Here is a 13,505-nt window from a genome sequence, read left to right as displayed (position 1 = left end):
GCGACCGGCAAGGCCAAGGGCCCTCCGATCCCTGCAGCATTCGATTCACTCTTCCGGTTGCGATACGAACAAATCCAGGCCCAGCCGCTGCGACAGGAACTTCGCGGCGAGCTGTCCCCGCACGCTGTTGCCGGCGGCATCGAGCGGTGGGGCAAAGGTGCCGAAGCCGCCCTTGCCGGGCGAGACCGCGACGATGCCGCCGCCGATCCCGCTCTTTCCGGGCAGGCCGATGTCGTAGAGCCAGTCTCCGGACGTCTCGTAGAGCCCGGCCGTGATCATGACGGCGAGCGCGTAGTGACAGACCGATGCGTCGACCACACGCTGTTTCGTGACCGGATTGACACCACCGTCGGCCAGCGTCGCCCCCATCACGGCGAGATCGCGGGCGCTCACGTTCAGCGAACATTGCCGGGTGTACTGGTCGGTCGCCTCCTTCGCATCGCAATAGATGCGATCGTAGCTCTCCAGGAGCCGCGCGATGCTGCGATTGCGGAAATTGGTCTGCGATGCGGAGGCATAGACTTCTTCATTGAGAGGGAGCTCGCGGCCGGCGAAGCGCGACAACCCCTCGTGGATGAAATTCCAACGCGCTGCGGGAGTAGCGCCCGGCGCAAGGCTGGTCGTCGCGATCGCGCCGGCATTCACCATGGGATTGGTGCGGCCGCTGCCCTGCTCGATCGCGGCAAGCGAATTGAACGGGAGCCCGGTCGCGTTTGCGCCAAGCTTGGTGCGCGCCTCCTCGGGGCCGATCGCCTCACAGACCAGCGCGAACAGGAACGGTTTTGACACGCTCATGATGGAAAATTGGTAGTCAACGTCGCCGGCACCGTAGACTTGGCCCGAGGTTCCGACGACACAGACACCAAATAGCTCACTGGGGACCCGCGCAAGCGCGGGGTAGACCTGCGAATTGGTTCCGTCGCGATTTGATTGAAACCGTCGCTGCGCCTCGTTCACCAAGGACTGCACAGTCTCAGAGCCGGGCAAATGGCCGGTTGAGACGTAACCCGTCTGGTGGGCAGTATCTCGCTCGTCAGCCAGAGATCGCGCCATGGACGCACTCCGCAGAACGGATTCACCTAATGTCGGCTCCGTTCTAGAACTCGACGCTCGCTTTTCAGTTGATTCCGATAATCGCCGTGAGTCAATTTGCAACCACAAGGCGATTTTGCATCTCAGCCATTCGACTCTATGAGAGATCAACGGCTGCACACAGGGCCGGGAATTTCCGGCATGTGCGTAAGCGCTTCTGTCGCGCTTGCATCGAACTCTAATCAAAAGAGCGAAACGACCTCGAAGCAAATCTCAACGCGAGATTGCAATACGCATGCCCTGGGATACGATCGCCCGCGGGCTGCGCGAGAGCATCATGGGGTGAAGGGAGGCGCGAGGACAGCCCTACATGAAATGAACGAGGCGCAATATGGTAGCACAAACGAGTGACGGACATGTCCTGCTGGTCAAGAAGCTGGGCGGGCTCTTCGCCATCATCGTCGGATGCCTGCTAACCGCGATCGGCGTAACCTTCGAATCCAGCGGCACGACTTTGTTCGGCGTTCTTTTCCTGGTTCTTGGCGCAGGTTTGATGGTGCTGAAGATTGTCAGGCGAAACGAAGGATCTCGGTTGCCATAGGCAGCCGGCGCAGCTTGCTCACGCGCCGAGCACGTCTGCTAGCCGCAGCTCGTCGGCAGCGGGATCCTTCAGGAATAGCTCGGCCTCGATCTCGCGCAGATGCGACAGCATCTGCGCGCGCGCGACCTGTTTGTCGCGCTTGCGGATCGCGATGACGATGCGGCCGTGATGTGAGGTGCCGCAGACCGGCGTGTCATGGCGGCGGTAGAGCAGGATGATCAGCGAGGAGCGCGCGATCAGCTCCTTGAGGAAGCCGAGATAGATGCTGTGCCCGCTCATTTCGGCAACGAGACGGTGAAATTCGCCGGAGAGGCGGACCGAGGCGCGTGCATCGCCGCGCAGCTCGGCCTCGCGCTCTTCGGCAAGATGTTGCTGAAGGCGATCGATCCAGACAGATGATGCCGCATCGATCGCGTGATCGACGATGGTCGGCTCGATCAGGCGGCGCGCCTCGAACACTTCGCGGGCATCCGCAGGGCTCGGCCGCGCGACGAAGGCGCCGCGGTTCTTCTCGATGTTGACGATGCCTTCATGGGTGAGCTGCTGAAGCGCGGTGCGCACCAGCGTGCGGCTCGCGCCATAGATCTCGCCGATCTCATCCTCGCCGAGCTTCGTCCCCGGCAGCAATCGATGCTCGAGGATCGCGGCGGTCACGCCCTCCCTGATCCGGCTGACGCGATCGCTCGCATCTGGCACGACGGATTTTTGGCGGGTGTTGGCGGCCATGGATTTGCGGATTCGGATTTGAAGCTCGATCGCCGACGATCTGTGCGGAGGTTAGTCGATGTCTCGTATCCAATCACAGGCGAAACTTTATACAATCGACGCCCGTTTTGTGTGCAGGAGATCGCGCAGGTGGCGGGCAGCCCGACTGCGCCGCATTCGATCTAACGATCTGACTCCGCTACACACTTTTCAGAATCGACCGAATAAACGCTGTTGGCACGGACCTTGCGGAGAGAGGCATGAAGCACCGCCCTCCTCCCGGACACGCCATGGCCACTCCCGCCGCTCTCGAACTGGTCGCCGTCACCAAGCGCTACGACACCACGCTGGCAGTCGACAACGTCAGCCTGAAGATCCCGGCCGGCACTTATTGCTGCCTGCTCGGCCCCTCCGGCTGCGGCAAGACCTCGACCCTGCGGATGATCGCGGGCCACGAGGCGGTCAGCGCGGGCGACATCATCCTCGGCGCGCAGAACGTCACTGACCTCGCGCCCGCGAAGCGCGGCACGGCGATGATGTTCCAGTCCTACGCCCTGTTTCCGCATCTGACCGTGCTCGACAACGTGGCGTTTGCCCTGAAAATGCGCGGCGTCGACCGTGCTGCCAGACACAAGCGTGCCGGCGAGTTACTCGAGCTCGTCGCGATGACATCCTATGCCAGCCGCCTCCCTGCACAACTCTCCGGCGGCCAGCAGCAGCGCGTTGCGCTCGCCCGCGCCCTCATCACTGAGCCGCAGATCCTCTTGCTCGACGAGCCGCTGTCGGCGCTCGATCCATTCCTGCGGGTGAGGATGCGCGGCGAGCTGAAGCGGCTGCAGCGCGAGCTCGGCATCAGCTTCATCCAGGTCACCCATGGCCAGGAGGAAGCGATGGCGCTCGCCGACCACATCGTGGTGATGAACCACGGCAGGATCGAGCAGCAGGGCACCGCGCGCGACATCTTCCACCATCCCCGCACCGAATTCGTGGCGCGCTTCATCGGCGGCCACAACGTCCTCAGCGACGCCGGCAAACTGATCGCGGTGCGCGCCGATCAGTTCGGCATCCGGTCGGTCGCTGACGGCGCGTTCGGCGCGCCGGCGCTGCTGACCCAGACGGAATACCAGGGCTCCTACATCGCGGTCTCGCTCACGCTCGACGACGGCACCGCCCTGTTCTCCCACGTTCCCGAGGCCACCTTCGACGTCCACCCCTTCCGTCCGGGCGATCGCGTGCTGGTCACCTGGGATCCCGCCAAGGCGCAGCGTCTGCAATAGCGCCGCTCAATCCGTGGAATGCGCAACAGAGGAGTGACTGACATGACCGAGACGACCAAGAAGGGCCTCAGCCGCCGCACCCTGCTCAAGGGCAGTGCCAGTCTCGCCGGCCTTGCCGCCGGCTCCGGGGCGATCACCGGCTTTCCCTATGTACAGTCGGCCGAGACCAAGGTGCTGCGCTATCTCGGTACCGCCGTGAACGAAGGCGACGACATCTCCAGGCAGTGCCTGAAGGACACCGGCATCAAGATCGAATACATCACCGCGACCACCGACGACGTCACCAACCGCGTGATGACCCAGCCGAACTCGTTCGACGTGCTCGACACCGAATATTTCTCGCTGAAGAAGATCGTGCCGTCAGGCAACATCCTTGCCCTCGACGCAAAGAAGATCAAGGAATTCGACAACATCACGCCCGTCTTCACCAAGGGCGAGACGCCCGGCGGCAAGAAGATCGGCGGCCAGGGCACCGCGCCCTGGAAGGTGCTCTATCTCGAAGGCAAGGACTCCAAGAAATTCGCGACATCGGCGACGGAATTCGTCACCCTGATCCCGACAGTCTACAACGCCGACACGCTCGGCATCCGCCCCGATTTGATCAAGCGGCCGATCAGCTCGTGGTCCGAGCTGCTCAACCCCGAGTTCAAGGGCAAGGCCTCGATCCTCAACATCCCCTCGATCGGCATCATGGATGCCGCGATGGTCGTGGAAGCCACGGGCAAGTACAAATATGCCGACAAGGGCAACATGACCAAGGACGAGATCGATCTCACCATGAAGGTGATGACCGAGGCCAAGAAGGCGGGCCAGTTCCGCGCGTTCTGGAAGGATTTCAACGAGAGCGTCAACCTGATGGCCTCGGGCGAGACCGTGATCCAGTCGATGTGGTCGCCGGCGGTGACCAAGGTGCGCTCGATGGGCATCGCCTGCACCTTCCAACCGCTGAAGGAAGGCTATCGCTCCTGGGCCTCGGGCTTCTGCGTCTCCAAGGGCGTGTCGGGTGCGAAGCTCGACTGGACCTATGAGTTCGTCAACTGGTTCCTGTCCGGCTATGCCGGCGCTTATCTCAATCGCCAGGGCTACTACTCCGCCGTGCTCTCCACCGCGAAGGCGCATATGGAGCCCTATGAGTGGGCGTACTGGATGGAAGGCAAGCCGGCCGAAAAGGACATCAAGGCGCCCGACGGCTCGCTGCTGGAGAAGGCAGGCTCCGTGCGTGACGGCGGCTCCTACGAGGATCGCATGGGCGCGGTCGCGTGCTGGAACGCCGTGATGGACGAGAACGACTACATGGTCCGCAAGTGGAACGAGTTCATCGCGGCGTAACGGACATGTCGGAAGAGGTCCTGCAACAGGCGTCCCCGGGATTGATCCCGGGGTCGGGCACAGCGCGCGCCGCAAAGCCGACGCGGCTGTCGCCCTCCTGCGTCTCCTGGCTCCAGGCCGGACCGATGATGCTGGTGTTTCTCGCCTTCTTCCTGATTCCGCTCGTCTTCGTCGTCATCGTCTCCTTCTGGGACTACAATGAATACCAGCTGCTGCCGGCCTTCTCGGGCCGCGGCTACACCGACACATTCGAAGGCTGCATCGCGCAGCTCCCCGATCTCTGCACGATCGGCAAGACCTATCTGAAGACGCTCAAACTCTGCTTCCTGGTCTGGGCCATCACGCTGTTCATCGGCTTCTGGGTCGCCTACTTCCTTGCCTTCCACGTCAGGTCCAGGACCTGGCAGATGGGACTGTCGCTGCTCTGCACGATCCCGTTCTGGACCTCCAACGTGATCCGCATGATCGCCTGGATTCCGCTGCTCGGCCGCAACGGCCTCGTCAACTCCGGCCTGATGAAGACCGGGCTGGTCAACCAACCCTTGGAGTGGCTGCTGTTCTCCGAATTCTCCGTGGTGCTGGCGCTGGTCCATCTCTTCACCTTCTTCATGGTGGTGCCGATCTTCAATTCGATGATCCGCATCGACAAGTCGCTGATCGAGGCGGCCTATGATGCCGGCGCCACCGGCTTCCAGACCCTGGCCAACGTCATCATCCCTTTGGCAAAGCCCGGCATCGTGATCGGCTCGATCTTCGTCATCACCATTGTCATGGGCGATTTCATCACCATCGGCGTAATGGGCGGCCAGCAGATCGCCGCCGCCGGCAAGATCATCGAGACGCGCGTGAACGCGCTGCAATTCCCCGCGGCGGCCGCCAACGCGGTGATCCTGCTCGCCATTACCTTCCTGATCATCACCATGATGTCGCGCATCGTCGACATCAAGAAGGAGCTCTAGCGCATGAAGGAAGGACGCCCCCGCTCTTTCTACGTGCTCGCGATCTTCTTCGCGGCCTAAGTGCTGTTTCTCTACGGCCCGATGATCGCCATCTATGTCCTGTCGTTCCAGAGGCCGCAGGGCGGCCTCACCTTCCCGATGAATGGCGTGTCGACCTTCTGGATCACAAAACTGTTCCACGGCACCGGCATCGTCGATCTCGGCGCCGCCTTCCGCCGCTCGCTGCTGCTCGGCCTGATCGTGATGATCGTCACCGTCGTGCTGTCGGTCGCCGCCGGCATGGCGTTCCGACGCAAGTTCAAGGCACAGAGCATCTTGTTCTACTCGGCCATCGCGAGCCTGATCGTGCCCTCGATCATCACCTCGCTCGGCATCTCGCTGGAATTCCGCATCATCGACGATCTGATCAAGGCGCATTGGAATGAGAATTTCGAGACCTCGATGGGCCTGCTCACCTCGGGTCTCGGTGCGCATCTGACCTGGACGCTGCCGTTCGGGCTTCTGATCATGTTCGCGATCTTCAACCGCTTCGACCCCAGGCTGGAGGAGGCCGCGCGCGATCTCGGCGCAACGCCGTGGCAGACGTTCCGCTATGTCGTGCTGCCGATTATCCTGCCTTCCGTTATTGGCATCGGCCTGTTCGGCTTCACGCTGTCCTGGGACGAGCTTGCCCACTCCAGCCAGGCGATCGGCGCGGTGAACACGTTGCCGCTCGACCTCCAGGGCCTCACCACCACTGTGACCAACCCCGACATCTATGCGCTTGGCACCGTGATCTCGGCGGTCTCGTTCACGGTCATTGCCCTTGCACTCGGCACCATCCACGTGCTCAACAAGCGGCAAGCGGCCAAGGGTTCGGATGCCGGCCAGGGACTCGTCTAAAACGATGCGACTGCACGTCGTCAATCCCAATACCACCGCGTCGATGACGGCGAAGATCGCTGCCGCTGCGCGCGCGATGGCTTCGTCCGGCACCGAGATCGATGCGCGACAGCCGTCGATGGGCCCGGTCTCGATCGAGGGGTTCTACGACGAGGCCTTCGCGGTGCCCGGCATGCTCGGCTGCATCCGCGAGGCCGACCGCGACGGCGCGGATGCACACATCATCGCCTGCTTCGATGACACTGGCCTCGACGCCGCCCGTGCTGCCGCGAAGGCACCGGTGATCGGCATCGGCGAAGCCGGCTTCCACGTCGCCAGCCTGATCGCGGCACGCTTTGCCGTGGTGACGACGCTCGGTGTCTCCATCGTGCCGCTTGAACACAACTTGCGGAAATACGGCCTCGCTGAGCGCTGCGCCCGCGTCCGCGCCGCCGAGGTCCCCGTGCTCGCGCTCGAGGAGCGCAATACAGACGCATTGGGAAAAATCTCCGCGGAGATCACGGCTGCGATCCGCGACGATCGCGCCGAAGCCATCGTGCTCGGCTGCGCCGGCATGGCTGATCTCGCCACTGAACTCACCACGACGCACGGCCTACCCGTGATCGACGGCATCGCCGCGGCGGTAATGCTGGCGGAAGGACTGGTGCGGCTCGGGCTGAAGACGTCGCGGCTCGGGCCCTACGCCGCGCCGCGATCGAAGCCCTATTCCGGCCCGTTCGCGCCGTTTCAGCCTTGACTGGCAACCTGCCGATCAACTTTTATGTTTCTGTCATAGAGCGCCCCATTTTCGCTCCGGCCCGTGCTAAGAAGCCGCACCAGTATTTTTACGGGACTTGCATGAAAAAGAACGACGTGACGTGCTCCGCGTGCGGCGCCGGTTTCCGGCGATTGGCACTGACGACACCGCCGCCCAACACGGGCGAGTACCGCTGTCCGGCCTGCGACGAGGTCGTGGAGACCTTCGACGGCAGCGCGTTCATTGCCTACCGCATGACGATTCAGCCTTCGTTGAAGGCCGCCCGTCCCTAGCGGATTCGTTGCATGAACACAGGGCTGTCCTCGGACGGCTGATCGAACCGCGATATCCCGCTCATGCCGAATTCGGCGTGGGCGGGCTTTTTTTGGCGCGCCGATCCCGTTCCCGAAAAAGCCGGCGGGCTTGGGACAATTACGTTTTTCGGCTGACGGCCTCTTTTTGGTCCCATTCCTTGCGGAAACCTAACGTTTTCGGGACACCCCCGGCCGCCCCGGTTCTGCGTTCCTGGGGTGCCGGTCTTCGCCACTCACCAAGTTTCAATTTGGGTTTTGTCAGCGAATGATCGATCTCGCAGAAGACACATCGTCCAACCCGCTGCTTCGCCTCGGCGCCCAGCCCATCGCGCTGACGGCCGCTGCCCTTCTCCTGCTGATTGCTGGCGTGACCTCGATCGCAATCTGGCGCGCCTACACTGGCGCTGCGCCGGAGACCGACCGAGTGGTCGCGTCGCGGCAGCTCCAGGCCCGCACGGCCCAAGCGTCCGAGCAGCTGGTCGAGAAGACCAAGGGGCTGGAGGCCACCCAGCAGGAATCGATCGACCAGCTTCAGGTCGTGCAGGACCAGCTCCAGACCATGAAACGGCTGATGGCGGCCCAGCAGGCCGACACCAAGCGCCTTTCGGAGCAGGTCGCGACGCTGAACGAGTCGATCGAGGGCTTGCGACAGTCCTTTGCCAGCGCCCGCTCCAACGAGGTCGAGACACCCTCGGTTACCCGCAGGAAACCGGCACGGCAGCGCGTGCACGCCAGCGCCCGCAAGCGCTCGCGCGGCTGAGCACCCGGCCGCAGCGCCGGACTTTATTTTCGAGACTTGTGAACTGGATCACATTCGCCCGTGTGATTCCGCGCGATGCTCGCCGTCACCGGATGGCGTGAGCCGATTTCAATATCCGGGGCTGGCAAGGTCGTTGACGGTATACTGCGTCAACGGCCTTGTTTTTTATGGGGCCGGCCGGTCGTCCCGCTATTCGCAGACGTCGACGCGACGATATTGCCATCCTGCAGGCGTCATCACGCGCTTGCGCACGACGTAGCAGCCGCTATAACCGCCGTCGTCGTAGCCGGTATCATAATAGTAGGGCTCGCCGTAATAATAAGGATAGCCGTAGCCGTAATAGCTGCCGTAGTAACCGGCGCCGGCAAGCCCCGCCCCGATGGCGGCGCCGGGCCAGAAGGCGCCGCCATGCCAGTGGCCGCCATGGCCCCAGCCGCCACCGCCGTGCCAGCCTCCGCCATGCCCGAAACCGCCCGCAGCCTGTGCCGCCTGCGGCGCCAGCCCGACCGCCGCAACGGCCAGCACCGTCATGATCATCTTGCGCAACATTACTCGATCCCTCCGCGTGGACACGTTCCACGCTTCAAAGCAGGAAGCTAACCTCACTCGGGCATTCCCGACAGCCGCACTGCCTCACTTCCGCGCGAGCATCAGCAGCCGCGGCAGATGCTCTTCATCTTCTGGTCGAGCAGCCGGTTCTCGGAATTGACCGTGGCGTCGGCGGTGGGATCCGCACCGGTCCCGGTGCCGGTGGTGATGCCCGATCCGCGGCCGGATGATTGCGCCGTCCCCAGGCTGTTGGTGCCGGGCGGCGAAGCCGGGGAATTTGCGACACCACCAGCTGAGCCGGTTGACCCAGTCGAGCCGGTCGATCCCGTCGAGCCAGCGCCGCCGGTGGCTTGCGCCAACGATACGGCCGGCATCGCAGCGAGACTGAGGATCACGATCAGGGTCTTCGTTGACATGGTTGCAGACGAGAGGGCCATCGGACACACTCCTTTACCCGTCAACGGTCCGACCCAAGACCCGTTCCGGAACAAGTGCCGTCACATCACGATCACCGATCGCCGGGAGGACATCGCGGTGATGTAATTGCCGTTACGCAGCCGCTCCCGCCTGATCGGCGAGATCCTCGGCGATCGTCACGAATATGTGCGAGTCCTCCGTCGCACTGCCAATCTGCAATCGTCTCCAGGATACCACGCGCCGGCCGCGAACCGGATTGTTGATGGTGTCGACGATCGGCTCGAGCTGTTGCTTTTGCCAGAGCAACTGCCCATCACGCTTCTCGATGAGTTCGGCCGTCTCCGCCGAGAACAATTCGCGCGCAGTCCTGCCGACGATCTGAGTGCGCGCCAGGCCAATCTGCTTCTCGGCAGCCTTGTTGATGAACAGATAGCGCATCGTGCGGGCGTCCTTGGCGATGATGCCCTCATGCACATTTTCGACGATGGTGGCGAGAAAGCGCTCGGTCCGCTCGAGGATGCGCTCGCGCTGGCGCTGCTCGGTGACGTCCTCCTGCACCGAGACCCAGCCGCCGCCGTCCATGGGACGCTCATAGATCTTGATGGTGCGGCCGTCGTTCAGGGTGATCTCATAGGCCGTCGGCTCGCGCTTGGCGATCCGGGCGAGAACTGCGGCAACATATTTCCCGACGTCGCCGTTGAACAACCCGCTCTCGACCCGGTGCTGGAGGATTTCCTCGAGCGTCGATCCCGCTTGGATCGTCTCGGGCAGATTGTAGATCCGCCGGTAGTTGGCGTTCATCGCGACCACATTGGCCTTGCCGTCGAGCATGATCAGGCCCTGCGGCATGCTGTTGATCGCAGCCGAGAGCTGCCATTTCTTGGCCTGGTACTTGTCATTGAACTTGTCGCGCTCCGACCTCGCCGCATCGCGCGCCTGCGCGGTGCCGAGCTCGAGCTCCTCCAGTTCGAAGATGCGCGCCACGGCGTCGCGGAAGTGCTGCACGGCGCGCGCGAGGCGCCCGATCTCGTCATGACGGCCCAGATGCGGCACCTCGCTCTCGACGTCGCCGTCCGCGATCCGGTCGGTCGCCTGCGTGATCTCGGCCAGCGCCGCGACGACGGAGGTCCGCATCACGACGACATTCAAGCCGGCGAGAAAGAGGGCCGCGAGTCCGAGCCCGAACAAATAGGCGGCGGCGTAGCGGTTCTCGTTGGCGAGCTCGTCGGCATCGTGGGCCCGCTGCCGATAGATCCGTTCGAGCGTCTCGAGATCCCCGTTGAGCTCGCTGCGCAGCGTCCGGTTGGTGTCGTTGTCGCCCCATTCGCGCGCCGCCGCCGGGCTGATCTCCAGGCCGCGCCGCACCAGTTCCTTGCGGAAGTCGATGAACTGCGCGATGCGCTGCCGGAACGTGGCGATTTCTCCGGCATCATCGTCACCGACCGTCCGCTCCATGCTCCTCACCGCGTCGGCAAGCTCGCGATTGCGGCGCACCACCCCGTCGGCGAACGGCTTCACCGCGGCACGATCACTCGACATATAGATGCCGCGCGAATCCATGACGATGGCATAGATCAGCGCGTTGACGAGTCCGACATTGATCGCAGCCTCAGCGGAGCTAGCGTGCATGTGCCGATAGGTCGTCTGCAATCGCACCGACTGGATCGACATGACGAGCAGGAAGGCGGTGACGATCGCCAGGAAGCCGGCGATGCTGTAGACCTTCTCCGCGACGCTCAGCGCATCGGCGCCGCGCGCGAACTGAACAAATTTCTTAAAGAGTTTGGTTCCGGAATTGAAACCGGATCCGAGCGCCGCAGCGTTCATGGCGCCTCTCCTTCTGGTTGAAAGCGCACCAAGCTAAACCTGGTTGCGCTAGCAGAAGATTAAACCGGCGCCCTGTATTGTTACGGTATGGAACCGCGCCGGACCGACGCGGCCGCATCCATCTCTCATCCGATACGCTTCAGTCCCTTGGTGAAACGCGGACCGTTGGCGACATAGAATTTCGCCGCGCTTCCCATCTTCTGAACCTGCGCGTCATCGAGCGTGCGGATCACGCGCGCGGGCGAGCCGATGATCAGCGAACGTTCGGGAAACTCCTTGCCCTCGGTGATGACCGAGCCTGCACCGACGATGCTGTTGCGGCCGATCTTCGCGCCGTTCATCACGATCGAGCCCATGCCGATCAGCGCGCCCTCCTCGATCGTGCAGCCGTGCAGGATGACGTTGTGGCCGACGGTGCAGTTCCTGCCGATGACCATGGGAAAGCCGAGATCGGTGTGGCAGGTCGAGCCGTCCTGTACATTGGCACTCTCGCCGATCTCGATCCACTCATTATCGCCGCGCAGCACCGCGCCGAACCAGACGCTCGCACCCGCCTTCAGGCGCACGCGGCCGATTACGGTCGCGGTCTCCGCGATGAAATAATTGCCGTCGGCGGGAAGATCGGGCGCCTGCCCGTCGAGCTCATAAATCGCCATGGAGGTCTCCTGTCATGTTGACCCAGCCATAGCGAAACGCCGGCCCTGAAGCAAAGGGCCGGCCGGCACGCGGATATCAGACCAGCACGCCGGCGGCGCGCAGCGTCATCAGGAAGAAGGTGCCGCTCATCATGCTCCAGAAGCCGGCGATGACCGTCGCCATCATCACGAATTCGAAGCGGCGGCTTTCCAGCCGCATGCCGCGCAGGGTGTTGCGCATGATGATGAAGGGCGCCGCGAACACCAGGAACGGCACCGCCGCGAAGGTCTTCGGCGCGACGCCGGCCTGCAACAGGCCGAAGCCGGCGGGCCGCTGCGTGGCCGCCTGATATCCATTCACGAGCGCGCCGGCGAGCGCGAAACCGATGCCGATCGAGAAGAAGGTGTTGAGAGCTTCAGGTGTCATCGGAACGGTCCGTCCTTACGCCACGCGAGGAGCCTTCCTGTGACAAAAAGTGCTGGTTAACGCTACATTATCCTTAAGGGAAGGTTAACGCCGCCGGCCGGCCCGCGCATGACCCTCCCCGTGCCCGCAGGTGGGAACGCCTGCGCGAAATCGCCGCCGCATGGCATATTCGCGGCTGATTCGTCGGCCAGCGGCCGGCATCCGGCTAGCGCAACTCATGACGATGTTTTCGGCAGTTCCCCTCAGGTTTCCCCGGACGCGCACGCGGGCGCATGTCGTCCCGATCGTGCTCGGCGGCGCGGCGGCGGCCGGCGCGGTCGCGCTGGTCGCCTATCTGTTGTGGCCGACCTGGGGCACCAGCGGCGCGAACGCGCCGGACAAGCTGCCGGTGAGCATCGGCGGCACGCTGTTCAACCTGCCGACGGCGGCGATCCGCATGAAGATCCAGCGGCACTCCGGGCCGCAGGAGCGCATCGATCTCGACTTCCTCTACCCTTCCCTGGAGCCGCCCGGCGCGCCCAAGCACGTCACCGCCGACACCGTGGAAGTGGCGGTGCAATCGATCGACCGCATCTTCCTGTCGATCGCGGCCCATCACGACGCGCTCTCGCCCGAGCAGCGCACCGCCACGATCTATCCGCGCTATCTCGACCAGGCCGCAACCCAGCCCGAGGACGGGCTGACGATGCGCATATTCCGCACCGAGACCCCTTACGGCGGCGAAGACCTCTATTCCGCCGCAAACCCCGCGCTGACAGCGCGCTGCACCCGCGATGCGGCGACCCCGGGCATGTGCCTGTCCGAGCGCCGCATCGGCGGCGCCGACCTCACCTTCCGCTTTCCACGCAGCTGGCTGTCGCAATGGCGCGAGGTCGCGGAGACGATGGAGCGGCTGACGGCGCAGCTCCGCGGGCCGAAGGGCTGAGCGCGGCCCTGGCAAGCCCGCCGCGAAAGCGGCTTGCAGCTACGACCCCGGCGCCTCCTTGATCAAAAAATCTCGAAAACAACCCCATGCACAGTAGCCAAGCGTCTGCCATGATTTCGTATTTTCGATA

At 63.5% G+C, this 13,505-nt stretch carries 16 protein-coding genes; 9 read left to right on the top strand and 7 right to left on the bottom strand.

The window, feature by feature from the left end; translation table 11 throughout:
* Nucleotides 1–45: 45 nt before the first annotated feature.
* Nucleotides 46–1,053 (bottom strand): glutaminase A, encoded by a 1,008-nt coding sequence (glsA, locus tag JJB99_RS15640; RefSeq protein ID WP_200499584.1) that lies wholly within the window; start codon nucleotides 1,051–1,053, stop codon nucleotides 46–48.
* Between the two features lie 370 nt (nucleotides 1,054–1,423).
* On the opposite strand from glsA, the gene JJB99_RS15635 reads away from it, so the two are divergent.
* Nucleotides 1,424–1,633: a hypothetical protein gene (locus tag JJB99_RS15635; RefSeq protein ID WP_200499583.1), complete on the top strand. Its 210-nt coding sequence runs from the start codon at nucleotides 1,424–1,426 to the stop codon at nucleotides 1,631–1,633.
* An 18-nt stretch (nucleotides 1,634–1,651) separates the two neighbouring features.
* Here the strand turns inward: JJB99_RS15635 and JJB99_RS15630 are convergent, their stop codons facing one another.
* On the bottom strand, nucleotides 1,652–2,359 hold the full coding sequence (locus JJB99_RS15630; RefSeq protein WP_200499582.1) for a GntR family transcriptional regulator: 708 nt from the start codon (nucleotides 2,357–2,359) through the stop codon (nucleotides 1,652–1,654).
* Between the two features lie 269 nt (nucleotides 2,360–2,628).
* On the opposite strand from JJB99_RS15630, the gene JJB99_RS15625 reads away from it, so the two are divergent.
* From JJB99_RS15625 to JJB99_RS15595, 7 genes are all read left to right on the top strand, one after another.
* Nucleotides 2,629–3,615, top strand: coding sequence for an ABC transporter ATP-binding protein (locus tag JJB99_RS15625; RefSeq protein ID WP_200499581.1), 987 nt, complete (start codon nucleotides 2,629–2,631; stop codon nucleotides 3,613–3,615).
* A gap of 42 nt (nucleotides 3,616–3,657) precedes the next feature.
* The gene (locus tag JJB99_RS15620) at nucleotides 3,658–4,944 is read left to right on the top strand and encodes an ABC transporter substrate-binding protein (protein WP_200499580.1); all 1,287 of its coding nucleotides are present in this window, start codon (nucleotides 3,658–3,660) and stop codon (nucleotides 4,942–4,944) included.
* Nucleotides 4,945–4,949: 5 nt separating this feature from the next.
* Nucleotides 4,950–5,903, top strand: a complete 954-nt coding sequence (locus JJB99_RS15615) for an ABC transporter permease (RefSeq protein WP_200499579.1) — start codon at nucleotides 4,950–4,952, stop codon at nucleotides 5,901–5,903.
* Nucleotides 5,904–5,963: 60 nt separating this feature from the next.
* Nucleotides 5,964–6,785 carry an ABC transporter permease gene (locus JJB99_RS15610; protein ID WP_246775259.1) on the top strand — a complete coding sequence of 274 codons (822 nt, stop codon included), beginning with the start codon at nucleotides 5,964–5,966 and terminating at the stop codon, nucleotides 6,783–6,785.
* Nucleotides 6,786–6,789: 4 nt separating this feature from the next.
* The gene (locus JJB99_RS15605; RefSeq protein WP_200499578.1) at nucleotides 6,790–7,521 is read left to right on the top strand and encodes an aspartate/glutamate racemase family protein; all 732 of its coding nucleotides are present in this window, start codon (nucleotides 6,790–6,792) and stop codon (nucleotides 7,519–7,521) included.
* 101 nt (nucleotides 7,522–7,622) lie between these two features.
* Nucleotides 7,623–7,814, top strand: a complete 192-nt coding sequence (locus tag JJB99_RS15600; RefSeq protein ID WP_200499577.1) for a hypothetical protein — start codon at nucleotides 7,623–7,625, stop codon at nucleotides 7,812–7,814.
* Between the two features lie 286 nt (nucleotides 7,815–8,100).
* A complete protein-coding gene (locus JJB99_RS15595) occupies nucleotides 8,101–8,595 on the top strand; it encodes a hypothetical protein (protein ID WP_200499576.1) in 495 nt (164 codons plus the stop codon).
* 189 nt (nucleotides 8,596–8,784) lie between these two features.
* Here the strand turns inward: JJB99_RS15595 and JJB99_RS15590 are convergent, their stop codons facing one another.
* The 5 genes from JJB99_RS15590 to JJB99_RS15570 all read right to left on the bottom strand — a co-directional run bounded on the left by JJB99_RS15590 (nucleotide 8,785) and on the right by JJB99_RS15570 (nucleotide 12,450).
* Nucleotides 8,785–9,144 (bottom strand): hypothetical protein, encoded by a 360-nt coding sequence (locus JJB99_RS15590; protein WP_200499575.1) that lies wholly within the window; start codon nucleotides 9,142–9,144, stop codon nucleotides 8,785–8,787.
* Nucleotides 9,145–9,245: 101 nt separating this feature from the next.
* Nucleotides 9,246–9,581, bottom strand: coding sequence for a hypothetical protein (locus JJB99_RS15585; RefSeq protein ID WP_200499574.1), 336 nt, complete (start codon nucleotides 9,579–9,581; stop codon nucleotides 9,246–9,248).
* A gap of 112 nt (nucleotides 9,582–9,693) precedes the next feature.
* Entirely contained in the window at nucleotides 9,694–11,388 is a 1,695-nt protein-coding gene (locus JJB99_RS15580; RefSeq protein ID WP_200499573.1) for a PAS-domain containing protein, read from the bottom strand.
* A 125-nt stretch (nucleotides 11,389–11,513) separates the two neighbouring features.
* A complete protein-coding gene (locus tag JJB99_RS15575) occupies nucleotides 11,514–12,044 on the bottom strand; it encodes a gamma carbonic anhydrase family protein (RefSeq protein WP_200499572.1) in 531 nt (176 codons plus the stop codon).
* Between the two features lie 76 nt (nucleotides 12,045–12,120).
* Nucleotides 12,121–12,450 carry a DUF6949 family protein gene (locus tag JJB99_RS15570; RefSeq protein ID WP_200499571.1) on the bottom strand — a complete coding sequence of 110 codons (330 nt, stop codon included), beginning with the start codon at nucleotides 12,448–12,450 and terminating at the stop codon, nucleotides 12,121–12,123.
* A 217-nt stretch (nucleotides 12,451–12,667) separates the two neighbouring features.
* On the opposite strand from JJB99_RS15570, the gene JJB99_RS15565 reads away from it, so the two are divergent.
* A complete protein-coding gene (locus JJB99_RS15565; protein WP_200499570.1) occupies nucleotides 12,668–13,375 on the top strand; it encodes a hypothetical protein in 708 nt (235 codons plus the stop codon).
* The last annotated feature ends 130 nt before the right edge of the window (nucleotides 13,376–13,505 follow it).

Origin of the sequence: Bradyrhizobium diazoefficiens (assembly GCF_016616235.1) — a bacterium.
Classification (GTDB): Bacteria; Pseudomonadota; Alphaproteobacteria; order Rhizobiales; family Xanthobacteraceae; genus Bradyrhizobium; species Bradyrhizobium diazoefficiens_H.
The sequence above is the reverse complement of the archived record's forward strand: the minus strand, read 5'-3'. Positions and strand labels throughout refer to the sequence as shown.